Origin of the sequence: Sphingopyxis sp. UBA6723 (assembly GCF_002454115.1) — a bacterium.
Taxonomy (GTDB): Bacteria; Pseudomonadota; Alphaproteobacteria; order Sphingomonadales; family Sphingomonadaceae; genus Sphingopyxis.
In genome coordinates this window covers 382,820-407,023 of sequence record NZ_DKIH01000009.1, presented here as the reverse complement: position 1 = coordinate 407,023, position 24,204 = coordinate 382,820, and the positions used below count along the sequence as shown (strand labels likewise).

The window sequence follows — 24,204 nt, the reverse complement described above, 5'->3', positions numbered from 1 at the left end:
GCGGCTCAGAAGCTTTTGGGCAAGCCAAGCGCGTGGGTCGCGACATGGCTCAGGATCAAATTGGTGCTGATCGGCGCGACTTGATACAGCCGCGTCTCGCGGAACTTGCGCTCGATGTCATATTCCTCGGCAAAGCCGAACCCGCCATGCGTTTGCACGCACATGTCGGCGGCGTACCAGCTCGCCTCCGACGCCAGCATCTTGGCCATATTCGCCTCGGTCCCGCCGTCCTGTCCCGCGTCGAACAGCCGCGCCGCCTTGTCGACCATCTCCGCCGCGGCGGCGAGCTGGACATAGGCGCGCGCGATCGGGAACTGTACCCCCTGATTTTCGCCGATCGCCCGCCCGAACACCTCGCGCTCCTTGGCATAGGCGGTGGCGCGGTCGATGAAGAAGCGGCCGTCGCCGATACATTCGGCGGCGATCAGGATGCGTTCGGCGTTCATGCCTGACAGGATATAGCGAAAACCCTGACCCTCCTCGCCGACCAGATTGGCGGCAGGGACTTTGAGGTCGTCGAAGAACAGCTCGGTCGTCGCATGGTTTAGCATCGTGCGCACGGGGCGGATCGTCAGCCCGTTTCCGACCGCCTCGCGCATGTCGACCAGCAGCACGCTCATTCCGTCGGATGCTTTGGCGCATTCTTCGCGTGGGGTGGTGCGGCACAGCAGGATCATCAGGTCCGAATGTTCGGCGCGGCTGATCCAGATTTTCTGCCCGTTGACGACATAATCATCGCCAACCCGCTTGGCGAAGGTGCGGATGCGGGTGGTGTCAGTGCCCGCGGTCGGCTCGGTTACCCCGAACGCTTGCAAGCGCAGGTCTCCGCGCGCGATGTCGGGAAGATAGGCCGCCTTCTGCGCCGCCGAGCCGTGCTTCAGCAGTGTCCCCATCGTATACATCTGCGCATGGCAAGCGCCGCCGTTGCAGCCCGAACGGTGGATTTCCTCCAGCACTGCGGTCGCCGCGCCAAGACCCAACTCCGACCCGCCAAATTCTTCGGGGATCAGCACCGACAGGAAACCCGCTTCGGTCAGGGTGCGGACAAATTCGGTGGGATAGATGCGGTCGCGGTCCAGCCTTTGCCAATACTCGCCCGGAAATCCGGCGCATAGCCGGCGCACCGCCTCTCGGATTTCGGGATAGCTTTGTGGCGGGGTATCGGACATTGGCTCGGGGTCTCCCTTATCGTCCGATGAGCCTTAGGACGGCACGCGGCGGTGCGCCAAGATGAATCGGTAGTGCGTCGCGACTTCCAACCGGGCAGGCGATAGGGTTATGGCAACCCCGCCGGTGCAAGAGCCCGAACAAAGGTGATATGCTTCCATGACGCTTGATGCTGCCTCGATAGCGATTCCCGCAACACCCGACCGCGCCTGGTGCGAGGCGATGGACCGTGCCGATGCGTTGGCGCCGATGCGCGACCAGTTCGTGTTGCCCAAGGGGATGATCTATCTCGATGGCAATTCGCTCGGAGCGATGCCCAAGGCGGCAGCCGCGCGGGCGCAGGCGGTTGTGGCCCAAGAATGGGGCACCGACCTGATCAAGAGCTGGAACAGCGCCGGCTGGTTCGATTTGCCCGAACGGCTGGGCGACAAGCTGGCGCCGCTGATTGGCGCTAACGCGGGCGAGGTCATCGTCTGCGATTCGACCAGTCAGAATCTGTTCAAGATTTTGTCGGCGGCGGTCGCGATGCGGCCCGATCGTGGTGTGCTGATCCTCGAAGGCAGCAATTTCCCGACCAACAATTATATCGCCGAGGGCGTCGCCGCGGCGACCGGCGGGCGGGTGACCGTGTGCCTGTTCGAGAAAGACGAGATTGCAGCCGCGATCGATGAAAACACCGTCGCCGTCGCGATTACGCATGTCCATTACAAGAGTGGGCATGTCCACGACATGGCGGCGATCACCGCGCGCGCCCACGCGGCGGGCGCGCTGGCGATCTGGGATTTGTGTCACAGCGCCGGGGCGATGCCGGTTGATTTGAATGGTGCGGGCGCCGATTTTGCGGTCGGTTGCACCTATAAATATCTGAACGGCGGTCCAGGCTCGCCCGCCTTTCTGTTCGCCGCAACGCGGCATCAAGGCAGGGCGTTGCAGCCGGTCACGGGGTGGTGGGGCCATGCCGCACCTTTTGCCTTTGAACCAAATTATCGGCCGCAACCGGGGCTGCGCCAGTTTCTGGTTGGCACGCAGCCGATCCTGTCCATGGCGCTCGTCGAAACCGGGCTCGATATTCATTTGCAGGCCGACATGGCGGCGATCCGGGCCAAGTCGATGGCGCTGACCGACCTGTTTATCCAGCTGGTCGAACAGCGTTGCGCCGCTCATGGCTTTACGCTCGTGTCGCCGCGCGCGGCGGCGGCACGCGGCAGTCAGGTGTCATTCGCGCATGACGAGGGCTATCCGATCATGCGCGCCCTGATCGCCGCCGGCGTAATCGGCGATTTCCGCGCGCCCGACACGGTTCGCTTCGGCTTTACGCCGCTGTATGTCGGCTATGCCGATGTCTGGGATGCGGTCGATCGATTGGTCACGATCATGGACGGCGGTTTGTGGAAATTGCCCGAACATCAGGTGCGCGACGCGGTCACCTGACGAAAAAAGGGAGAGCCGCTTTGGCCCTCCCTTTTCCCCCACCCGCTTTGAATTACTTCAGTTTGAACCGCACGCCCACGCGGAAGGCACGGCCAAGCAGGTCCGAATAGGTGCTGTTGGCCGCCAGACCGGTTTCGGGCAGCAGGATCGGGTCAGCGTTGAGCAGGTTCGTCACGTTGATGAAGAACTCGCCGCGCGCATCGCCGCCAGCGGAGAATTTTTGCGTCACGTTGAGATCGACGTAAAACGCACCCTTGATGCTGTTGCTTTCATAGGTCGGCGCGTTGACGTTGGACGTGGGGCAGCCCGTTGTGCATTCGATGCCGTTGGCGACATATTTGCCCGCGCTCACGCCGCGACCGGTCACCGTTAAGCCGAAATCATCGGCATCATAAGACGCGCTGACGCGGTAGATCCATTTCGGCGTACTCGACTGACCGCCGTTGACCCCGGTCGAGTCCACTACGACCGTACCCGGTACACCGCTGTCGAACCGGTTCTCCAGATAGCGGGTGGCGAGCCCGCGAAGCGTGAATGCGCCAGCATTGCCAACCGGCAGGCGATAGGACGCATCGATGTCGATACCCCGAACTTTCTGGCTCGCGGCGTTGAACGGCCGTGTCTCGATGATCAGGTACGGCCGCGCCGGTTCCTGTGTACGCGCCGGGTCGGTGGTGATGGCGTCGCAGAACGCCTGCTCGCCCAGGAAGCACAAATTGACGATCTGCTGCGCACTAAAAGCGCTGATCCCGCTATTCACCTTGATGTTGAAATAATCGACCGCAAGGTTGAAGCCGGGAAGGAAGGTCGGCGTGAACACACCGCCGATGTTCCATTGGTTGGACTTTTCCGGGCCGAGATCCGTGTTTCCGGTGGCAAACCCCGAATAGGCGTAGCCCGACTGCGCTGGTAGACCCGGCGGTACGAAGGACGGACTGGTGCCGTTAACAAAGCCGGGGTTGCTCACCGAATCGCTGTTGGCGGTGCCGGCTTGGAACAGATCGTTGAGGTTGGGCGCGCGGATGTCGCGCGAGCGTGTGACGCGCAGGCGGATATCGTCGATCGGCTGCCAGGTCGCGCCGACTTTCCAGGTCGTGACATAACCCGCGGTCGAATAGTCGGTCGCACGCACCGCGCCATTGAACTCCAGACCGAAGCCAAGCGGAACAACGGTTTCGAGATAGGCCTCCTTGACGTCATACGACCCGAAGCTGGGCAGGTAGTTGCCGACCGACCAGCGATTAGTCGCGCCGGTAACGTTGCCGTTCGCATCGCGGATCGGGACCGGCTGGAACTCGTCGGGGACGAATCCCTTGACCTCTTCTTTGCGATATTCGGCGCCGATCGCGATGCTGACATCGCCTGCCCAGGTTGCGAACGGGGTGGCCGAGAAGTTGGCACCGACCACGGTCTGTTCGATCACCTGGTCGCGATACGGATCGCCCAGCACATAATCGATCGCCGCCGGGTCGGCGACGCCAAGGCCGAGACGGTTGAGCGGAACACACGCGGCGTCATTGTTATTCGGGTTGGCATCGACGTTGATCAAGCACTGGATCGATCCGGCCGGAAAGCCGCTGCCCGCGGGGGCAAAGGCGGCGTCGCGCGCGGCGTTGATACGCGCGATATTCTGAATATCGCGCAGCTGCTCGCGCAATTCAGCGCGGCTATACTGACCAAATATATCCCAGCGCGCGGCATTGCCGAACGCCTCGAATTCGCCCTGCGCACCGACTAGGTAACGCTGTACCTTCCGCTTGTTATCGATACCGCGGCCCGGCAGATCGGCCGATGTCGTGGCGATGGTTACGCTAGTGATCCCCTGCAGCCGGTCCGCGCCCAGCGCGTTGAGCAGGAACGCATTGCAGGTGATCGGCACCGGCGTCTGGGTACAGCCCGTTGCGTTAAGCAGGATGCCGGTTTGCAGGTTCGGGCCGGCATTGAACCTTACCTTCTGCTGGTTATACGCGGCTTCGGCGAACAGCTCGATGCCGTCGGTGACTTCAAAGCTGACGCGGCCAAAAACACCATAGCGGTCATCTTCCGGGTCGAGGCCGATGCGGCGACCCGAATCATTAACCTGCCATGATCCGCCTTGGGTCAGCGTCGGCGGGGAGGAGCCCGTCGGCGACGGGAAAGTCAGCGGCCCATAGATGAACTGGTTGATTGCGCCGCCATTGGTGAAATAAAGCCCGCGCAAACTGTTTGCAGTGGTGCCGGCCGAACCGGTGATGAGGCTGCCGGGCGCCGAGTTCGCCGCCCCGACCTGACGACGGATCAGGAACTGCGGTTGCCCGTTCGACGCGGTATAGTTCGGGTTCGTGATGCGGACAAAGCCGGTGGCGTTCCAATCCCTGTTGACGTCAAAGATACCGTCGCGATGGGCGATCTCGCCGCTGAGCAGCACATGGCCGCGCCCGCCGGCAAAGGCCATCCCGGCGGCAACGCTGGCCGAATAGTTGAAGCCGTCGCCATATTGGGTAATGCCGCTGTCGGCTTCGACCTTCAGCCCTTCATATTTGTTGTTGAGGACAAAGTTCACGACGCCCGCAACCGCGTCCGAACCATAAGCTGCCGAGGCGCCGCCGGTAACCACCTCGACGCTGGAAATCAGGGCCTGAGGGATCGTGTTGATATCGACCAGCCCGGTGATCGTCGAACCCACCGAACGTTTTCCGTTGACCAAGATGAGCGTGCGTTCCGCGCCCAGGTTGCGAAGGTTGAGCGCGTTGATGCCGGCTTGACCGCTGGAAATGTTGAGACGCGAGTTGGACGGACGGGTCGAACCCGCCAGCGACGGCAGCGTGTTGACGAAATCGGCGATGTTGTTCGACGGTGAACTGCTTTCGATCTCAGTTTCGGTCAGTACCGTCAGCGGGGTCGGCGCCTGAAATCCGTCGCGGGCAACGCGTGAACCGGTGACGATAATCTGATCGCCGGGGTCCGCTTCGGTCGCCTGAGCGACGGTGGATTCCTCTTGGGCCAGCGCCGGGGCGCTGTGAACGAGCGCCAAGGCCGTCATTGCCACACCGAAGCTGCTGTTGCGGCCCAGCGACCGGCGATTTCGTTCAAGATAGCGCATGTTAAACGTCCCCTTTATTGTCCAAGTGCGCGCCGCACATCGTTCGATGTGGTTCCCGGTGCCGATGCACCGGGCTGGCTCGCCCCCACTCTGTCCGCCCTGACCGTTTGGCGACCTCATTGGGTCGCCCTTTTATGATTTATGGCTTTCGACCTTTACGGCTCCGACCATCGCTGCGCCTGCGGCGCGCGGACAGCCGGTTCCGTGACGGGAAGGTTACAGGGTGGTCATCCGCGGTCAACCGCTTCGCGTTGATCCTGACGATATGGACCTATAGCCGCAGGGCATGGCATCGCCGCGCCCGTCGCGGGTGCGGATAGCTTGCAGTTATAGGAGGCAGCCCGCTTGCTATGGGCTGGTGCCGCCAGGCTGCGATACTCCTATTGTTCTTGGCTGTTTAAGGTATCGGGGAATTTCTGTTGATCCAGCGCCGCGCGTTCCTGCTGGCTTCTGCCGCGCTTGTCGCGATGCCGGGCAGCCTTCTTGCAAAACCCCGGGTCAAGGGCGGTACGCGCACGACAAAATTGTCCGGTGCGCGCGCGCCGATTGAGGTGATCGAGGACGCGCTGGGGGTGCCGCATGTGCGCGCCGCGTCGCGCCACGATGCTTTCTTTGGGCAGGGCTATCTGGTCGCGCGCGACCGTCTGTTCCAAATGGACATCGACTATCGCCGCGACATGGGCCGCATGGCGGAGGCTTTTGGCCCCCGCTTTGTGGCGGCGGACAAAGCGGCGCGGCTTTTTCATTATCGCGGCGACATCGACGCCGAGCTGGCGGCGCTGCCGCCCGATGTGCTGGAATGCGCGCGCGGGTATGTCGCCGGGGTCAACGCCCGGATCGACGAACTGGCGGCCGATCCGGCGCAGCTGCCGCTGGAATATGGCATATTGGGGATCAGCCCGCTGCGCTGGGATATCCTCGATCTGGTGCGCCGCCGCGGTATCGGTATGGGCGACGCCGATGATGAGGTACGCCGCGCGCAGTTGCAGTCGCGCGGGCTGCTCGACGCCGAACAGCTGCTGGCACCGCTGCGTCCGGCATGGTCGTTCACGATCCCCCAAGGACTCGACGTTGCGGCGGTAAGCGAGGCGGATCTGGGCGTGTTGGACCCCGCGAACCGGCCCGTCCCGTTCGACGCGATACAAGGGGTGCCGCTCGACCCCGAGCCGGAGGGCGACCGCTTCGCGCTGGGCAGCAATGCGTGGACCATCTCGCCATCGCGCAGCGCCACCGGACGGCCGATCCTCGCCAATGATCCGCATCTGGGCATCGGCGGCGCCAACCCGCGCCACATGATCCATCTGACGGCGCCGGGGCTTGATGTCATTGGCGCGGGCGCCCCGGGGCTGCCTGGCATCATGCAGGGCCACACCGATCGTTTCGCCTTTGGCCGCACCAATTTTCATATCGACCAGACTGACCTGTTCATCCTGCGCACCAGGGATGGTGACCCGGGCCGATATTGGCATAAGGGCGAGTGGAAAGCTTTCGAGACGTTCGAGGACGAGATCGCCGTCAAGGGCGCACCACCCGAGCGCGTGACGCTGCGTTATGCTGGGGGCCGTCCGATCGTGTCGCAGGATGCGGCGCGCCAGCGTGCGGTCGCCTTTGCTACCGTCAGCATGTTGCCGGGAGCGAATTCGCGCTTTGCGATGATCGCGATTAACCTCTCCAAGGACTGGGCATCGCTGCGACAGGCGTTCAAGCTGCATGTGTCGCCGACCAATTTTCACTATGCCGACATCGACGGCAATACCGGCTGGCAGACGATCGGTTTTACCCCGCGCCGACCCAGACATGATGGGCTGTTTCCCGCGCCGGGCGATGGCGATTATGACTGGACCGGCCTGTTGCCGGTCGAGGATATGCCGCACGTCTATAACCCGCCCGAAGGCTGGTTTGCTTCGGCGAACCAGATGAACCTGCCGACGGATTATCCCTATCGCGAGCGGGTCATCAGCTTCAACTGGAGTGATCCCTATCGCTATGATCGCTGCGCGGAGGTGCTGCGGAGCCAGCCGAAACACCGGATCGCGGACAGCATCGCGTTGCAGCACGACGTCCAGTCGCTGCCCGCGCGGGCGCTGCTGAAGCTGCTTCCGACGACGCTGTCGGCTGAGGCAGCGCCCGCGGCGGCCATGTTGCGGCGTTGGGATTGCGGGATCGATGCGGATAGCGCGGCGGCGCTGCTGTTCGAAATGGTGATGGTGGCACTGTCGGCAAATTTTCGCGACCGGGTGGTCCCCGCAGCGGCCAAGGATTTGATCCCGACGGTCAACCTGTCGGAAATGCTGCGCATCTTGGGCGCGCCCGACAAACGGCTGGGCGATGACCCTGCGGCGGAGCGCGATGCGCTAATCGACGGCGCGTTGGTGGCGGGGTGGACCAAGGCCGTCGAGCTGGGCGGCGCCGATCCGGCAAAATGGCAATGGGGCAATCTGCACAAGGTAACGATTGCGCATCCTCTGGCGTCATCGAACGCCGCGATTGCGGCAGCTTTCCCGAAGATCGAGGGCGGCCGGTCTGGCGGCGATGGCACCACGCCGATGGCGCGTGGTTTCAATTCGCGGCGCGGATTCAACGTGTCGCATGGCGCGAGCTATTTGTTCGTCGCCGACGTCGGGGCATGGGACAACAGCCGCTTTCTGCTCCTGCCCGGCCAGTCCGCCGATCCGCGCTCGCCGCGCTACCGTGACTTTTACCCCAAATGGCTGGCGGGCGACATGCAGCCGTTGTGGTTCAGCAAGGCGGCGATCGATCGCCATGCGGTGGAACGGCTGGTGTTGGCGCCTGCCAAGGGTTGATGGCGTCGCGGGCGGAGCGCATCGTTTCAACCCACACCCTCTCCCGTTCGCATCGAGCGAAGTCGAGATGCCCCTCGAAACCAGCGCCGTTCCGATAGGTGTCTCGACTCCGCTCGACACGAACGGATCAAGCTAAGCCCTTGCGGTTATAGTGCCTCAGCAATCGCCACCAGCGCGCGATCGACCGCCGCCGTCGCCTGACTGTCGGTTCCCTCGGGCATGTCATTGGCCAGCACCGAGAAGATCAGCGTCTTGCCACTCTTTGTCGTGAGATACCCCGAAAGCGCGCGCGAGGCGTTGAGCGACCCGGTCTTGGCGAACAATTTGCCTTCGAGGATCGTGCCCTTGAAGCGGCTCTGCAACGTGCCATCGCGTCCCGCGATCGGCAGCGTATCGCGCCAAGCCATGCCCCACGGCTGGCGCGCGATCCAGCTGAGCAGGCCGACCGCGGCGCGCGGGCTCATCCGGTTGTAGCTCGACATGCCCGACCCGTCCGAAAAGTCGTAGCTGGTTTCGGGCACTCCGGCCTGCGTCATCAGCTGTCGCACCGCCTCCCGACCGTCGGCGATCGAACCGCTGCCCACCTGCCGCGCGACGCGGCGCAGCATCAATTCGCTATGGAGATTCTGGCTCTCCTTGTTGATCCGCACCATATTTTCGGCGAGCGGCGGCGCGAGCAGCTCGGCGAGCATCGCGGGTTCGGTGGGCAGGGTTGCGGGGGCGCCCTTGCGGTTCTCCGGGTCATCCGCGGCGGTCAGCGCGCGGTGGCGGACCTCGATCGCGCCATCGACGCGAACGCCGCGCGCCTTCAGCAATTCGCCGAGCCGCCACGCGGCATAATGCGCCGGATCGTCGATGCCATAGCGCAAGGTCAGCGGCGCGACTTCGGCGCCGACGGTGCCGGTCAGGCGCAGAACGCGGCTATTCGGCACGCGATCGGCCTCGATCTTGTCCTCCTTGCCCGCTACGGTGACGACCTGATTGTCGACGCTGTAATAGCCGGAGGATTGGATCGTCGGCGCGGCGCCTACCGCGCCGGGCGCCAGCTTCACCACCAGCTCGTTATCGTCGAGGGTCAGCGCCGAATTGCCGGTGCCATAGCGCGAGACGATATTGTTCCAGCTCATCCCCGGGCTCCAGCGCTCGTCGGGCAACCAGCTATCGTCGCCGACGATGTTGCGGACCACGCGGGTCTTTGCCGCCACCGCGTCGGCGAGCGTTTGCAGGCAGTCAGTCTTGCAGTCGTCGGCGCTCGACAGCAAAGGATCGCCGCGGCCGTGGAGCACCACGTCGGTGGTGCCGCCCGTACCGGTTTCGAGCCGGACGCCGGTGCCTTTGGCGGTCTGCTGAAGCAAAGGCAGCTGCGCATAGCCGATCGCGGTCGTGAACATCTTGGTGTTCGACGCCGGGATGAAGCGCTGGTCGGGGTCGATCGACAACAGCACTTCGCCCTCGAGCGTCGTCACCAGTAGGCCGAACCGCGACCCGGCCGGGGCGGCCGCCAGCGTCTGTTCTACCGTGGTGAGCAGCGGCGGGGGCGCCGCAACGGCGGGCGTGCGGGCGTGGACTGGGGCGATCAGCAGCGCCAGGGCCAGCACCGGAGCTAGGGGTTTGAGCGCGATTTTCATTTTTTCTCCTGAGCATCCCATGCGGCAATAAGCTGTTCGCCAACGGCGGGGCGTAGCGCGGCGATGCCGCTGTCGAAATGGCGGGTCGGATGGACCCGGTTAGTTAAAAGCGCCCAGCCAAGGCCGCGCTCGAAATCGATCCAGAGGCCGGTGCCGGTGAAGCCGGTATGGCCGATGGTGTCGGGCGAGCAGGCGTCGCCGCCGTGCCACCCCGCAAAGGCGCGTTCCCAGCCGCAGCTGCGATGGCTCTTGTCCGCGGTGCGCACCTCGGCGAGCATCGTGGGCGACAGCAGCGAGCCGTCGAGCATAGCGCGGGCAAAGCCCAGCACCCCATCTACGGTGCCGAACAGTCCGGCATGGCCCGGCGCGCCGCCGAGCGCATAGGCGTTTTCGTCATGCACCTCGCCCTTCAGGACCCTCCCGCGCCATTGGCAATGTTCGGTGGCCACCGCAGGGCCGGGGGGCGGGCCGAAACTGAGCCCGTCGCCGAGCGGCCAATCAGAAAGCGGCGCGCCGGTCAGCCGCTCGATCGCGATGCCCAGCAGGATGAAATTGATGTCCGAATAAACGGGCGGCCCGTGACGCCATTCGCGTTGTAGCACAAACGCGCGCAGCCGCCCCGGATCGTCGCCATAGGTATAGAGCGGCTCGACCGCCGGCAGGAAGCTGCGGTGCATCAGGCAGTCGCGAAAGGTCAGGCGGCGCTCGGCTGCGTCGGCGACGTCATATTGGCGCAGATCCGGGATCGCATCGGTCAGCGGCCGGTCGAGATCAAGACGCCCCTGTTCCGCAAGCTTGAGAATCATCGTCGTGGTCGCGATGACCTTGCTGAGCGAGGCGAGGTCGAACCAGTGATCGCGGGTCAGCGTTTCGCGCTCAGGAACGAGCGCAGCCGCCCCGGCATAACGCACCGCGCTTTGCCCATTGGTGCTGACCATCCCGAGCGCCGCGCCGGGAATCCGCCCGCCCTCGACCGCTGCCGCGACCGGCGCAAAGGCGGCGTCGATCATGGCCGGTCGTCCGCGCGGGGCTGCGCCCGCGTGATCAGCGGCAGGAACAGGATTGCCGCCAGACTGATCACGCCGGAAGCCAGAAAGAAAAGGTCGAAGCCATTATATCCCGCGTTATCGAGTTGCCCAACCACGGTGCCACCCGCCCCCGCCAGCAGTCGCGGCAAAAGGAAAGCAAAGCCCGACAGAAACGCATATTGTGCGCCGGGATAGCGCGGGTTCACCAGCATCGACAGGTAAACGACAAAAATGGCGCCCGCCATGCCGTTCCCGAACTGATCAGCGGCGGTCGCGATATAGAGCAGGGTCTGATCGTGCGGCTGGTACGCGAGCCAGACGAAACCGAAATTGCCGAACGCGGCGAACAATGCCCCGATCGTCAGGGTGATGCCAAACCGCCAGCGGGTTGTCATCCATCCGCCCAGCCCGACGCCGACAATGCTAGCCGCCAGTGCCACGACCCCGTCGGCCCAGCCGATCTCGGTCTTGGTGTAGCCGAGCCCGAGGATCATCGGCTTCGACAGGTTGAGCGCCAGCACGTCGCCCATGCGATAGACCGAGACAAAGGCCATCAACGCGATGGCGTAGCCGCCGTAGCGCCAGAAGAAATCGACATAGGGGCCGATCGCCGCCGACGCGCGCAGCGACGAATCGGGCGCGGCGCCCCGGATGCGCGGCAGCATCGCGGCCATCGCCAGAAACGGCAGCATGGCGATGCCAAGCACCCAGGGTGTTACATTCGTCTTGGCGCTGATGCCAAGGCCCGCGGCGGCACCGAGCAAGAGCCAGCCGACCGCCGCGACCAGGGCCGCCAGCGCGAGCAGGATCACCGCGCTCGTCGCCAGTCCGCCGGCCAACGCAGCAGAGCGACCACCCGCGCCGGGTCGTTCGGGCGGCAGCGCCGCGAGGATCGGCAGTGGCACGAACGCGCCGACTGCGATCAACAGATAGGCGGCGGTCCAACCGGGTGCGATGCCCAGCGATTGCAGGGTCGGCGCAATGCTGCCGCCAACGTCCGCGAACAGTAAGGCGCCACTGCCTGCCGCGACCATCGCGGTGCGATAACCCCACAGATTTGCCGCGGCGAGGGGTCCCTGCAACTCGGGCGTCGGGCCAAGCTCGACCCGCCACGCGTCAGCCGCGACCTCCAACGTCGTCGTCCAAAAAGCGAGCAGCACGGCAAACAGGGCGGTGAGCGCCAGACTGTCGTCGGCCGACGTGAACGCCATCGCGAGCATCGCGGTGACGATGCCAAGCTGCGACAGCATGATCCAGCTGCGCCTTTTCCCCCAGAAGCGCGCAAACCCTGGTACCGCATAGCGGTCGAGCAAGGGCGCCCACAGGAATTTGAACGTCGGCAACAACTGGACCCAGGCGAAAAAGCCGATGATCGCCAGCGCAACGCCATGATCGGTCAGGCGCACCGCCAGCACGGTCGAAAACATGTAAAAGGGCAGTCCGGCGGAAAAGCCGAGCATCAGATAGAGGATGCGGGCGCGTCGCTGCGCCGACCTGGCCTCATGATCGCGCGCGAACGCCACGGCCGAGACGTCGCCATTCGAGACCGCTGCGGTCACTTGCCAGCCTCGGGCGCGCTCGCCTGTTCCCAGCGCCCGACGACGCTGGTTACCGTGAGGTTCGCGCTGGCGCTCGCCACCGTGCGGGTCATGTCGAGCAGGCGGTCGAAGGGCAGGACAAAGCCGACTACCAGCGCTGTCTGTTCGGGAGTCACCCCGACCGCCGACAGCACGGCGGCGAGCATGAACAGCGACGCCGACGGGATCGGCGCGGTGCCAAAGGCGGCGAGCGCGCCAGTGAGCAGGACGATCGCGAGCATCGACAGGTCGGGTTCGATCCCTACGGCCTGGAGCGCGAAGATGCTGAGCAGCCCGACATACATCGCGGTGCCATCCTTGCCGATGCTGGCGCCGATCGGCAGCACGGTCTTGGCAACCCCGGGGGCGATGTGCAGATCATCGAGCGCGATGCGCAGCGCGACGGGCAGCGTCGCCGCCGACGACGCGGTCGAAAAGGCGACAGCCAGCGCGTCGACGATCGTGCGATAGAAGCGCAGCACCGACCGACGCACGACAAAGGCAAGCAGCGGCACATGAACCAGCAGAATTTGGAGGACCACCCCCATCGCGACCGCAATCGCCAGCCAACCGATGTTGGCAAACACCGCGACGCCATTGTCGGCGACCGCCTTGGCAATCAGCGCAAGGACGCCAAACGGGGTTATTTCCATCACGATGCGAACCAGGTGGAACAGCACCTGTCCCGCCGATTGCAGCAGGTCGGCCATCGGGCGGCCCTGTTCGCCCGCCAGGATGACGCCGAAGCCGAGCAGGATCGAAAAAAAGATGATCGCCAGCATGTCGCCATCGACAAGCGCCTGGACGATGTTAATCGGTACGATGCCGACCAGCTGGTCGTGGAGCGACTTGGGCTCGCCGAGCGCGTGCGGCGCGGCGCTGCCCAGCGCGGCGCCCTGGCCTGGTTCGATCAATAGGCCGACAAGGATGCCGATGGATACGGCGCAGAAGGTCGTGAAGGCGAAGAGGCCGACGGTACGCGCCCCGACAGATCCCAGCTTGCGTGGATCGGCGAGCGCGGTGACCCCCGACGCGATGCTGATAAACACGATCGGCACCACCAGCATCCGGATCAGGCGGACGAACAATTCGCCAATAATCGCCAGCGCTGACGCTGCGGCGGGCCAGAGCAGCCCCAGCGCAACGCCGATGACCATCGCCCCCAACACCCGCTGCCACAGCGGTACCGCAAACCAGCCGCGAAGAAACCCTGTCATCGGCCTTGTTGTCCCGTTCGTATCAAATCCCGCCCCAGAAGCCGGGCTGCGGCGGCGACAGCAGGCCGTTGGCGCCGCGGACCCCCCCGGCGCGATCCTCGGCAAGCCAGAGCGGTCCGTCAAGGTCCGCAAAGCTGCTGTTCGCGGCAATCGCCCAGGCCGGGGCGATCGAAAGTGAGGAACAGATCATGCAACCGGTCATAACGTCCAGCCCGCGCGCGCGCGCCGCGGTCGCCAGATCGAGACCCGCGGTCAGGCCGCCCGACTTGTCGAGCTTGATATTCACAACGCCGTAGCCGTCGGGCAGCGTATCGAGATCGGCGGCGACATGCACCGCTTCATCAGCGGCGATCGGGATCGCGGAGCGGAACCCGGCGAGATCGCTGTCGGCGTCGGCGGGCAGCGGCTGTTCGAGCAGGTCGACCCGCAAATCGGTCATCAGCCCTTGCAGGTCGCGCACCTCGGCGATTGTCCAGCTTTCGTTGGGATCGACGATCATTTTAGGGCTCGGCGCCGCAGCCCGGACGGCAGCCAGCAGCGCGGCGGGATCGTTGCGATCGACCTTCACCTTCAGCAAAGGTGCGTCGGCGAGCGCCGCGGCGGCGGCGGCCATATTGCTCGGCGTATCGAGGCTGATCGTCATCGCGGTCACGATCGGGCGCAGCGGGCGATCGAGATCAAGCGCCGCCGCCAGATCGCTGCCCGCCAGCCGCAGCTCGAGATCCCACAGCGCGCAGTCGATCGCGTTTCGCGCGGCGCTGGCGGGCATCAGCTGGAGCAGCGCCTGCCGGTCCAGCCCTTGCTCGATCGCACCGCGCAGGCTTTCGATCGCCGCGACCGCGCTTTCGACGCTCTCCCCATAACGCGGATAAGGGACACCTTCGCCGCGTCCGGTCAGGCCGTCCTGGCCGATCGTTACGGTGACGACCTCGGCCGCGGTCTTGACCCCGCGCGAGATGCGAAAAGGCGCATGCAGTTTAAACGTCTCGGCAAAGACGGTCAGGGTGCGGGGCATGGCGGTCGGGTCAGGCAGTTGCGGCAACGGCAGGCGAAGGGGCGGTCACGCCCAGCAGCCGGTCGAGGATCGCCTCGACCCCGAAGCGATAGGGGTCGCTGGTCGGCAGGCCGAACTCGGCTGCGGTGGCGGCGCAGAGCGCGCGCGCATCATCCGCGGCCATCGCCGAGGTGTTGAGCGCGATCCCGACCACCTGCACATCGGCGTTGGTCAGCTGCGCGACACGGACGTTCGCCTCCAGCGTTTCGGCGATGCCGGGCAGCGGATAATGCGGCAGGCCGCGCATATGCGGGCGCACCGGATCGTGGCAGAGGACGAGCGCGTCGGGCTGCGCGCCGTGCAGCAGCCCCGTCGACACCCCGGCGAACGATGGGTGGTAAAGCGAGCCCTGTCCTTCGATCAGATCCCAGCCATCGTCGCTGCGCGCCGGCGAAATCTGTTCGATCGCGCCCGAGATGAAGTCGGCGACCACGGCGTCGAGCGGGACGCCGTCGCCCGCGATCAGAATGCCGGTCTGTCCGGTGGCGCGGAAATTTGCGGCAACACCGCGCTGTTCTAGCGCGCTGGTGAGGCAGAGGGTCGTGTACATTTTGCCCACCGAACAATCGGTGCCGACGGTCAGCAGCCGATTGCCCGCGCGCTTTTTGCCGTTGCCGATCGGGATGTCCGGCCGCGGGTCGCGCACATCGTGCAGTTTTCGGCCTAGACGCGCCGCGGCCTCGACCAGTCGCGGTTCGGCATTCAACCGGTGGTGCAGCCCCGATGCAATATCGAGCCCCGCCTCCATTGCGGCCAGCGCGTCGACAACCAGATCCTCGCCCAGCTTGCCGCCCGCATTGGCAATACCCAGCACCAGAGTGCGGGCTCCCGCTGTGCGCGCTGCGGCGAAATCCATGCGCGGCAGGTCTAGCGTCAGCGGACAACCATCGTGGCGATATTCGCCGACGCAGATGTCGGGGCGAAACACTGCAAGCCCGCGCGAAGTCTTGATGTCGGCGGGATCGCTGGAATGGCCGAGGTAGAGAAGATAGGGCGTGTCGATCATGGCTCAAAGCAACCTGCGGGACGATGAAGGGGCCAATACTAGCTCCACCCGTCCTGATGCCCCAATATCCTGCGCCTCATATCCTATAGCCTGATGCTATAATCCTTCGATCACCGTAGCAAGCTCGTCCAGAAACGCCGACGCCGTTTTCGACGGCGGGCGATTCTGCAAATAGACCGCGTTAATGTCGAAGGTGATCGCGGGTTGCAGGGGGCGGCTTGCCAGTCCGGGCGACAATTCGGCATGGGCGGTAAAATTGTCGACGATCGCCATGCCGACCCCGGCGTTGACCAGCGCGGCGGCGACATAATAGGTGCGCGCCGACACCACTTCGTCCAGCTCGACCTCCAGACGGCTGAGTTCGCTCGACAGCATCCGGCCGATCGGGCCGCCCTGCACCGGGCTGATGAACTTCTGCCCGCGCAGCTGGTCGAGGTGCAAGCGCGGCGGCGCGGCGGGCATGTCCTCTTCGCGGTAAATCACCACCAGCTCGCCCTCGCCGATCACCTGATGCGCGACGGGGGCCGACAGCGGCACTTCAAAACTGATCGCGATGTCGGTCTCGCGCTCATAAAGTTTGCGCACCATCTCGTCATGGTGGAGCGTCTGCAGATCGAACATGATATCCTCATGATCGCCCATAAAGCGCGCCACCGCCGCGGGGATGGCGCCCAGGCCGAGCGATGGCAACGCCGAAATACGCAGCAAGCCGCCGCGCCCATGGCGCAAATTCTGACACGCCTGGCGCAACGAGCGCACCCGATCCTGAATGTCGGACACTTCGGCGAACAGCGTGTGCGCGTCCTGCGTCGGGATCAGCCGCCCCTTCGCTCGTTCGAACAGGGTCAGCCCGATCGAACGTTCGGCGTGGCGCAGCACCTTGGTCACCGACGGTTGCGATACATTGAGCGAGCGCGCTGCGGCGCTGACTGTGCCATGCAGGAAAACCGCGTGGAAAATCTCGATCTGGCGCAGGTTCATTCGATCTTTGCCCCAAGTGCTGGTGATAAGGCGGCAAAAAGCCACATTTGCCGTCTTATGCCATTGGGTTATAGGCGCTGCAACACCCCTCTCTGGACGCGAACTGCCGGTTGGACCCATGCTGATCGTCGGTAAACGCCAGATGGCGCCGTGTCGCCAAAGCGGCTCTCCCTCGTTCTCCTGAAAGGACTACGCTGATGCCCCATACTTCGTTTTTCATGCGCCGGACGATCGGTGCGATTGCGGGCGGAGCGATGGTGGGGGCCGCCGCGCTGCTCGGCGCTGCTGGCGCCGCGGCGCAGGCAAGCGAGGTGGTCGATGTGATCATTCGCGGCGGGACGATCTATGACGGCGGCGAGGGCAAGCCGTTCGCCGGCGACGTGGCGATCCGCGGCGACCGCATTGTTCATGTTGGTCGCTCCGGCAGCTATTCAGCAAGCCGGATCATCGACGCAAAGGGGATGATTGTCGCCCCCGGTTTCATCGATCCGCACACCCATGCCGACAGCTTCCTCCGTTCGCCCGACCCGGCGGTGCGCATCAACGCGGCGTGGTTGTACCAAGGGGTCAGCACGGTGATGATCGGGGTCGATGGCAATGGCACCCCCGATGTTGCGGCGGACAGCGGCAAGCTCGCGGCGTCGGGGATCGGGACCAATATCGTTCCCTTTGTCGGGTTCGGACCGGTGCGCCAGCGGGTTCTGGGTCCGGATGCCCGCGCGCCGACGGTCGCCGAACTGGATGCGATGAAAGCGTTGGTGGCCAAGGGCATGTGCGAAGGCGCGGTCGGGCTGTCCGCCGGACTTTTCTATGCGCCGCAAAGTTTCGCGACCACCGGCGAAGTCGTGGCCGTCGCGCGCGAGGCGGCGATCCGCGGCGGCCTATACGACACCCACCAGCGCGATGAATCAAGCTACAGCATCGGCTTGCTCGGGTCGGTGAAAGAAGCGATCGATATCGGCAAGCACGCGGGAATGCCCGTTCATTTCGCCCATCTGAAGGCTCTCGGTGTCGATGTCCATGGCCAAGCGGGCGCGGTGATCGCCGCGATCGAAGCGGCACGGGCCGCGGGGGTCGAAGTCACTGCCGATCAATATCCGTGGCTGGCGTCGGGTTCGAACCTCGACGCATCGCTGCTGCCGCGCTGGGCTGTCGATGGCGGCGGCGCGGCGTTGCTGAAGCGGCTGGATGATCCCACAACGCTGGCGCGGATCCGCGCTGAAATGCAGGACAATCTGCGACGCCGCGGCGGCGCGAGCGCGCTGCTGCTGATCGGGCAGGGGTTTCCGTGGACCGGCCAGACGCTGGAGCAGGTCGCAGCCGAGTGGAAACTGGACAGCCGCGACGCGGCGCTGCGGATCATTCGCCAGAGCGTCGAGGCGAAGATCCGCGGGGAGAAAGGGGGCGGCACCGCGGTCGCCTCGTTCAACATGGCGCAGGCGGACGTCGACCTGCTGATGCAGCAGCCGTGGATGGTCACCTCGTCCGACGGATCGGATGGCCACCCGCGTATGTTCGCCAGCTTCCCCGAAAAATATGTCCGCTACGTTCGCGAACGCAAGGTCATCAGCCTGACGACCTTCATCCGCCAATCGACCGGCCGCACCGCCGACATCTACAAGCTCGACCGGCGCGGCTATTTGCGTTCGGGGTATTTCGCGGATGTGGTCGTCTTCAACCCCGCCGCCTTTGCGCCGCGCGCCGATTATGTGCGCCCGCGCGAACTCAGCGCCGGCGTCCAGAGCCTGTTCGTCAACGGTGCGCTGGCGCTGGATAACGGGCGCGCAACGGGAGTTTCGGCAGGTCGCGCGCTGCTGCGGCCCCGACCGCCGGGCTGCCCATAGCGGTGCCACGCGGTTCGCCGAGCATCGGGCTACGGCAGCGCTGCCAACTGATTGCGGAATATGGAGATGTCGGTCACGTGACATTCCCTTGAGGCGGAACGGTATGATCGAATCGTCGAATCAATCAGTTTACTTCCGGCCGCCAGCGATCAAGGCGGCTAAAAAGCGAGTTCGCTCGCTTGTATCCTACGCCAAGTCGGACCCGGTCTCAATGGAGCGCTTATCCACGACCACTGCGGCGAACCTGCGCCGACCCTAAAGCGCTTTGCTCTACAGTTGCCAAAGTAGGTTCTTCTGCCCGAACCGCTCTACGGGCAATTCCTTGGCAGAGCAGATAGCGTCGAAGCGCTGTGCCAATGCCTACTGCCGTTATTATGATCATTGTGGCAACTATCGACCGCAAATGGCGATAGCCATCCGTCCTGAACGAAGGTCAAACTTCTCTGAAAAATTTCTGAAAGAAAAAACTGCACTTTTGAAAGTGCTGGCTCCCCGGGTAGGATTCGAACCTACGACCGATCGATTAACAGTCGATTGCTCTACCGCTGAGCTACCGAGGAACACGCCGCCGTCGCGGACAAGGCGGCCCCTTTGCCGTCGCTTGCGGCATTTTGCAAGGCCTCAAACGATAAATTGTTCCATTGCGATGCGTTCGTCGAGCCCTTGGTCGGGATCGAACAGCAAAGTCAGCGGGCGGCTGCGGTCGGTGGTGACCAGCACGGTCTTTACATCGCGGATTTCGCGTTGGTCGGCGACCGCGCTGACCGGGCGTTTTGCCGCCTCGCGGACGTTGAAGCGGATGCTCGTCGATTCGGGGACGAGCGCGCCGCGCCACCGGCGGGGGCGAAAGGGGCTGATTGGCGTCAGCGCCAGCATTTCGGATTCGAGCGGCAGGATCGGGCCGTTGGCGCTGAGGTTATAGGCCGTCGATCCCGCCGGGGTCGCCACCAGCACCCCGTCGCAAGACAGTTCCTCCAGCATCGTCTTTTCGTTGATGATCACTTCGAGCTTCGCCGCCTGGCGGGTTTCGCGGAGCAGCGAAATCTCGTTGATCGCGGGCAGAATATGGCGCTCGCCGCTGATCGTTGTGATGTCGCCGCTCAAGGGATGGATCAGGAATGGCCGCGCGGCGGCGAGCCGGTCGATCAGTCCCTCGATGCGAAACTCGTTCATCAGAAAGCCGATGGTGCCGCGGTTCATCCCGAACACCGGCATACTGCGCCGCTGGTCGAGCAGCTGGTGCAGCATGTGGAGCAGGAAGCCGTCGCCGCCGAGCGCGATCAGCAGATCGGCTTCGTTCAGATCGACAAAGTCATAAAGCGGACGCAGCTCGGCTTCGGCCTCCATGGCGGCGGGCGCGTTCGATGCGACAAGCGCGATCTTGCGATGCATATTGGTCCGGTTCCCCTCGCGGCCGCTTTCAGCCACCCGTTGCACTCATATGACGCGCGACCGCCGGTGTGGACTTTCGTTCGATATGAAAGTCATGCGCGCGGGGTTTGCCAGCCAATGCCAGATCAATCAACCCATCTACGTCGCCCGCGCCGCGCAGGGCGGCGCGCAGGTCGACATGGTCGTCCTGCCCCAGGCACATATAGACGCGCCCCTCGACGGTCAGCCGGATGCGGTTGCACGTCGCGCAGAAATTGTCCGACAGCGGCGTGATCAGCCCCAGCGTCACCGGGCTGTCCTCGATAGCGAAGTAATGGGCCGGGCCGCCGGTGCGCTTATCGACCGGATAAAGCGCGTGCGCCTCGCGCAGCGGCGCGATGAAATGATGGAGCGGGATATAATGGTCGCTGCGGTCGGATTCGACCTCGCCGAGCGGCATCGTTTCGATGAGCGTCAGGTCGCAGCCGCTCGCCGCGCAATAATTGAGCATGGGGAGCAGCTGGTCCTCGTTGAGGCCTGCGAGCGCCACCATATTGATCTTGACCGCGATCCCGGCCGCGCGCGCCGCGGCAATCCCGCCGAGCGCGACATCGATATCGCCGACGCGGGTGATGTGGCGAAAGGCGGCGGGGTCGAGCGTGTCGAGACTGACATTGATGCGGCGGACGCCAGCCGTTGCCAGCATCGGGGCATATTCGGCCAGCCGCATGCCGTTGGTGGTCAGGGTAAGTTCGTCGAGGCCATGCCCGATCATCGCGCCCAGGCGCATCGCCAGCATATCGATGCCGCGCCGCACCAGCGGCTCCCCCCCNNCTCGCCGCCGGTCAGGCGGATGCGACGAATGCCGCGCGCCACGAAGCGTTCGGCAAGGTCACCCATTTCCTCGATGTTCAGCACCGCCGATTTCGGCAGGAAAACCATATCCTCGGCCATGCAATAGCGGCAGCGCAGGTCACAGCGGTCGGTGACCGACAGGCGCAAGTAGCTGATTTGCCGACCATGACCGTCGATCAAGGGCGCCGTCGATGCGGCAGGTTGGGAAAATGTGGCAGCCACAGGCGCCTTGTGATGCAAAAGGCAGGAACTTGGCAAGCAAAGCCTGCTACGGAGATGCCATGAATCGCTTGTCCGAAACCCTGTCTGCGTGCGTCCGAAAACTCGAAGCCCTGCACGCACGCCACGATGCCGACGCCGGCGTCATCCTGATCCAGATCGACCAGATGGCGCGGATCAACAGCAGCGCCGGGACCGCGACGGGCGACGCGGTGCTCGACGAAATCGGGCGGCGGCTGGAAAATTTCGCCAGCGACGAATTCGGGCAGGGGTCGTGCGTCGATCGCCTGGATGGGCCGCGCTTCCTCATCGTGCCGTCGGCGCCGATGTCGCTGGGGGCATTGCGCGCGCAGGAACGCGCGCTGCATGTTGCACTGGCCGAACCGATCGTCGGCGATCCGAACGGGCGGCTGTCCATCCGCATCGCCGCGGCGTTGATCACGCGCGACGAATCGGTGGCCGAGCAACTGCGCAGCGCGGGCGACCAGCTGTCGCGTCCTGCGTCGGCGCGCGATGGCGTGATGGTGAATGCGGCACTGTCGGGCGACGAGGTGCTGATCCATTACCAGCCGCAATATGATGTCGGCACCGGTGAAATGGTCGGGGTCGAGGCGCTGCTGCGTTGGCAGCATCCCGAACTGGGCCTGCTCGGTGCCGGGCCGCTAGTCACCGCGGCGCGCGCGGCGCGGCTCGAATGCGAGCTCACCGAACATGCGCACCGCGTGGCGCTCGCCGAAATGGCCGGTTGGCCACGGGCGCTGTCGAAGCTGCGCGTGTCGCTCAACATCACCGCGGCCGATCTGGGCGATCCCGAATTTGCGGGGCGGTTCGCAGCGATGGCAAAGGCGGCCAAGGTCGATCCCGACCGGTTGACGCTGGAGCTGACCGAACAGGCGATGCTCAGCGATCCGGCGAGCGCGGCGGAGCAACTGGCGCAGATCCGCGCGCTCGGCTGCGCGATTGCGATCGACGATTTCGGCACCGGCTATTCCAGCCTGTCGCTGCTGGCGCGGCTGCCGATCGATTATCTCAAGATCGACAGCGGCTTTACCCGCACCATCGACGGTAGCGACCGCGACCGCATTGTGGTGCGCGCGATTGTTGATCTGGCGCGCGCGCTCGGGCTGCTGGTCGTTGCCGAGGGGATCGAGAATGAGCGCCAGCTGGCGCGCCTGTCGGAGCTGGGGGTCGCGTCCTGGCAGGGGTTTTTGAAGTCGGGGCCGGTGCCGGGGGATCAGTTGCTCGATCTATTGAATATCTAACGCCGTTCGCCCTGAGCTTGTCGAAGGGCCGTCCTTTCTTTGCAGCGTCGAAAGGAAGGACAGTGCTTCGACAAGCTCAGCACGAACGGACGAAAGGTGGTTGGAAAGGGGCTTAGGGCACCTGCCGTGCCAGTTTCCCCAGCCCCTTCGACAATTGCAGCGCGCCATTGAGCCGCGCCCCGGTGCTGGCCCAATCGCCGCTGACCGACAGCTTGTTGTCGGGACGCAGGCGTGCGCGGCCTTTCAGCCGCTCGACATAGGCGATCAGCCCGGGGACGTTGGCGAACTGGTCGTTGTGGAAGCTGACCAGCGCGCCCTTGGCGCCGACGTCGAGTTTTGCGATACCCGCGGCGCGGGCGTTCGCCTTGATCTCCATCAGCAGCACCAGGTTTGCGGTCTCGGGCGGCAGCGGGCCAAAGCGGTCGATCATCTCGGCGGCAAAGGCGTCGAGCGCCGGCCGATCGGCGGCGTCGTTGAGGCGGCGGTAGAGCGCCATGCGCAGCGGCAGGTCGGGGACATAATCCTCGGGGATCAGGATCGGCGCATCGACGGTGATCGTCGGTGACAAGGCTTCACGCGGTGGCAGCTTGCCCGCGCCTTCGGCCTTGGCCATCAGGATCGCTTCTTCGAGCATCGACTGATACAGTTCGAAGCCAACCTCGCGGATATGCCCCGATTGCTCGTCGCCGACGAGATTGCCCGCGCCGCGAATGTCGAGGTCGTGGCTCGCGAGCTGGAACCCCGCACCCAGCGTATCGAGATCGCCAAGCAGCTTGAGCCGCTTTTCGGCGGTGTCGGTGATCGCGCCATGTTCGGGGGTGGTGAGATAGGCATAGGCGCGAGTTTTGGCCCGCCCGACGCGGCCGCGCAGCTGGTACAGCTGGGCGAGGCCAAAGCGGTCGGCGCGGTGGATGATCAGCGTGTTGGCGCTCGGAATGTCGAGCCCAGACTCGACGATCGTCGTCGACAGCAGCACATCATATTTGCGGTCGTAAAAGGCGCTCATCCGGTCCTCGACCTCGGTCGGGGTCATCTGGCCGTGCGCGACGACATATTTGATTTCGGGGACACGGTTGCGCAGGAATTCCTCAATGTCGGGCAGATCCTTGATCCGCGGTACCACGAAGAAGCTCTGCCCGCCGCGGTCATGCTCGCGCAGCAAGGCTTCGCGCAGGACGACTGCGTCCCATGGCGCGACATAGGTGCGCACCGCAAGACGGTCGACCGGCGGCGTCTGGATGACGCTGAGTTCGCGCAAGCCGGACATCGCCATCTGCAGCGTGCGCGGGATCGGTGTCGCGGTCAGCGTCAGGACATGGACGTCGGCCTTGAGCTGCTTCAGCCGCTCCTTGTGGACGACGCCGAAGCGCTGTTCCTCGTCGACGATGACGAGGCCGAGCTGTTTGAACTCGACCGATTTGGCGATCACCGCATGGGTGCCGACGACGATGTCGATGTGGCCGCTCGCCAGCCCGTCGCGCGTTTTCTGCGCTTCGCCCGCAGGGACAAGGCGCGACAGCCGGCCGATGTTGACCGGGAAACCTTTGAAACGCTCGACAAAATTGGTGAAGTGCTGGCGCGCGAGCAGGGTGGTCGGACAGACAAGCGCGACCTGCACCCCCGCCATCGCCGCGACGAACGCGGCGCGCAGCGCGACCTCGGTCTTGCCGAAGCCGAC

15 protein-coding genes, 1 tRNA gene and 1 pseudogene are annotated in these 24,204 nt (G+C 64.7%); 4 read left to right on the top strand and 13 right to left on the bottom strand.

Annotation, left to right across the window (positions count from 1 at the left end; translation table 11 throughout):
- Positions 1–5: 5 nt before the first annotated feature.
- Positions 6–1,169, bottom strand: coding sequence for an acyl-CoA dehydrogenase family protein (locus tag B4F07_RS07995; RefSeq protein WP_293698487.1), 1,164 nt, complete (start codon positions 1,167–1,169; stop codon positions 6–8).
- 157 nt (positions 1,170–1,326) lie between these two features.
- On the opposite strand from B4F07_RS07995, the gene kynU reads away from it, so the two are divergent.
- Positions 1,327–2,598 (top strand): kynureninase, encoded by a 1,272-nt coding sequence (gene kynU, locus B4F07_RS07990; protein WP_293698484.1) that lies wholly within the window; start codon positions 1,327–1,329, stop codon positions 2,596–2,598.
- A 52-nt stretch (positions 2,599–2,650) separates the two neighbouring features.
- On the opposite strand, the gene B4F07_RS07985 is transcribed toward kynU, so the two are convergent.
- Positions 2,651–5,680: a TonB-dependent receptor plug domain-containing protein gene (locus B4F07_RS07985; RefSeq protein ID WP_293698481.1), complete on the bottom strand. Its 3,030-nt coding sequence runs from the start codon at positions 5,678–5,680 to the stop codon at positions 2,651–2,653.
- Positions 5,681–6,099: 419 nt separating this feature from the next.
- Between B4F07_RS07985 and B4F07_RS07980 the strand changes: the two genes are divergently transcribed.
- Positions 6,100–8,484 (top strand): penicillin acylase family protein, encoded by a 2,385-nt coding sequence (locus B4F07_RS07980; protein WP_293698478.1) that lies wholly within the window; start codon positions 6,100–6,102, stop codon positions 8,482–8,484.
- A gap of 146 nt (positions 8,485–8,630) precedes the next feature.
- On the opposite strand, the gene dacB is transcribed toward B4F07_RS07980, so the two are convergent.
- The 7 genes from dacB to B4F07_RS07945 form a co-directional block, all read right to left on the bottom strand.
- On the bottom strand, positions 8,631–10,112 hold the full coding sequence (gene dacB, locus B4F07_RS07975) for a D-alanyl-D-alanine carboxypeptidase/D-alanyl-D-alanine endopeptidase (protein ID WP_293698475.1): 1,482 nt from the start codon (positions 10,110–10,112) through the stop codon (positions 8,631–8,633).
- Positions 10,109–11,122, bottom strand: coding sequence for a serine hydrolase domain-containing protein (locus tag B4F07_RS07970; protein WP_293698473.1), 1,014 nt, complete (start codon positions 11,120–11,122; stop codon positions 10,109–10,111). The genes dacB and B4F07_RS07970 overlap by 4 nt, the downstream gene beginning before the upstream one ends.
- Positions 11,119–12,699 (bottom strand): permease, encoded by a 1,581-nt coding sequence (locus B4F07_RS07965; protein WP_293698470.1) that lies wholly within the window; start codon positions 12,697–12,699, stop codon positions 11,119–11,121. The genes B4F07_RS07970 and B4F07_RS07965 overlap by 4 nt, the downstream gene beginning before the upstream one ends.
- The gene (locus B4F07_RS07960; protein ID WP_293698467.1) at positions 12,696–13,934 is read right to left on the bottom strand and encodes a dicarboxylate/amino acid:cation symporter; all 1,239 of its coding nucleotides are present in this window, start codon (positions 13,932–13,934) and stop codon (positions 12,696–12,698) included. Before B4F07_RS07960 ends, B4F07_RS07965 begins: the two co-directional genes overlap by 4 nt.
- A 22-nt stretch (positions 13,935–13,956) precedes the next feature.
- Positions 13,957–14,949, bottom strand: a complete 993-nt coding sequence (gene dgcA / locus B4F07_RS07955) for an N-acetyl-D-Glu racemase DgcA (RefSeq protein ID WP_293698465.1) — start codon at positions 14,947–14,949, stop codon at positions 13,957–13,959.
- Positions 14,950–14,959: 10 nt separating this feature from the next.
- Positions 14,960–15,994, bottom strand: coding sequence for an N-acetyltransferase DgcN (gene dgcN, locus B4F07_RS07950; protein ID WP_293698462.1), 1,035 nt, complete (start codon positions 15,992–15,994; stop codon positions 14,960–14,962).
- 96 nt (positions 15,995–16,090) lie between these two features.
- The gene (locus tag B4F07_RS07945) at positions 16,091–16,975 is read right to left on the bottom strand and encodes a LysR family transcriptional regulator (protein WP_293698459.1); all 885 of its coding nucleotides are present in this window, start codon (positions 16,973–16,975) and stop codon (positions 16,091–16,093) included.
- Positions 16,976–17,193: 218 nt separating this feature from the next.
- On the opposite strand from B4F07_RS07945, the gene B4F07_RS07940 reads away from it, so the two are divergent.
- Positions 17,194–18,819 (top strand): N-acyl-D-amino-acid deacylase family protein, encoded by a 1,626-nt coding sequence (locus tag B4F07_RS07940; RefSeq protein ID WP_414711683.1) that lies wholly within the window; start codon positions 17,194–17,196, stop codon positions 18,817–18,819.
- Between the two features lie 485 nt (positions 18,820–19,304).
- Here B4F07_RS07940 and B4F07_RS07935 read toward each other — a convergent pair.
- From B4F07_RS07935 to moaA, 3 genes and pseudogenes are all read right to left on the bottom strand, one after another.
- Positions 19,305–19,379, bottom strand: a tRNA-Asn gene (locus tag B4F07_RS07935).
- A gap of 61 nt (positions 19,380–19,440) precedes the next feature.
- Positions 19,441–20,211: an NAD kinase gene (locus tag B4F07_RS07930; protein WP_293698456.1), complete on the bottom strand. Its 771-nt coding sequence runs from the start codon at positions 20,209–20,211 to the stop codon at positions 19,441–19,443.
- 28 nt (positions 20,212–20,239) lie between these two features.
- Positions 20,240–21,267, bottom strand: a pseudogene (moaA, locus tag B4F07_RS07925) (GTP 3',8-cyclase MoaA).
- A 59-nt stretch (positions 21,268–21,326) separates the two neighbouring features.
- Here moaA and B4F07_RS07920 point away from each other — a divergent pair.
- A complete protein-coding gene (locus tag B4F07_RS07920; protein WP_293698450.1) occupies positions 21,327–22,526 on the top strand; it encodes a GGDEF domain-containing phosphodiesterase in 1,200 nt (399 codons plus the stop codon).
- Between the two features lie 112 nt (positions 22,527–22,638).
- On the opposite strand, the gene B4F07_RS07915 is transcribed toward B4F07_RS07920, so the two are convergent.
- Positions 22,639–24,204 (bottom strand): TRCF domain-containing protein (locus B4F07_RS07915; RefSeq protein WP_293698448.1); only part of this gene is annotated, 1,566 nt, incomplete at its 5' end.

Coding starts and splice junctions, on each gene's coding strand:
- B4F07_RS07920 (WP_293698450.1), top strand. CDS start 21,327: ATGAATCGCTTGTCCGAAACCCTGTCTGCGTGCGTCCGAAAACTCGAA.
- B4F07_RS07970 (WP_293698473.1), bottom strand. CDS start 11,122: ATGATCGACGCCGCCTTTGCGCCGGTCGCGGCAGCGGTCGAGGGCGGG.
- B4F07_RS07985 (WP_293698481.1), bottom strand. CDS start 5,680: ATGCGCTATCTTGAACGAAATCGCCGGTCGCTGGGCCGCAACAGCAGC.
- B4F07_RS07940 (WP_414711683.1), top strand. CDS start 17,194: ATGCGCCGGACGATCGGTGCGATTGCGGGCGGAGCGATGGTGGGGGCC.
- dacB (WP_293698475.1), bottom strand. CDS start 10,112: ATGAAAATCGCGCTCAAACCCCTAGCTCCGGTGCTGGCCCTGGCGCTG.
- B4F07_RS07995 (WP_293698487.1), bottom strand. CDS start 1,169: ATGTCCGATACCCCGCCACAAAGCTATCCCGAAATCCGAGAGGCGGTG.
- B4F07_RS07945 (WP_293698459.1), bottom strand. CDS start 16,975: ATGAACCTGCGCCAGATCGAGATTTTCCACGCGGTTTTCCTGCATGGC.
- B4F07_RS07930 (WP_293698456.1), bottom strand. CDS start 20,211: ATGCATCGCAAGATCGCGCTTGTCGCATCGAACGCGCCCGCCGCCATG.
- B4F07_RS07960 (WP_293698467.1), bottom strand. CDS start 13,934: ATGACAGGGTTTCTTCGCGGCTGGTTTGCGGTACCGCTGTGGCAGCGG.
- dgcN (WP_293698462.1), bottom strand. CDS start 15,994: ATGATCGACACGCCCTATCTTCTCTACCTCGGCCATTCCAGCGATCCC.
- kynU (WP_293698484.1), top strand. CDS start 1,327: ATGACGCTTGATGCTGCCTCGATAGCGATTCCCGCAACACCCGACCGC.
- dgcA (WP_293698465.1), bottom strand. CDS start 14,949: ATGCCCCGCACCCTGACCGTCTTTGCCGAGACGTTTAAACTGCATGCG.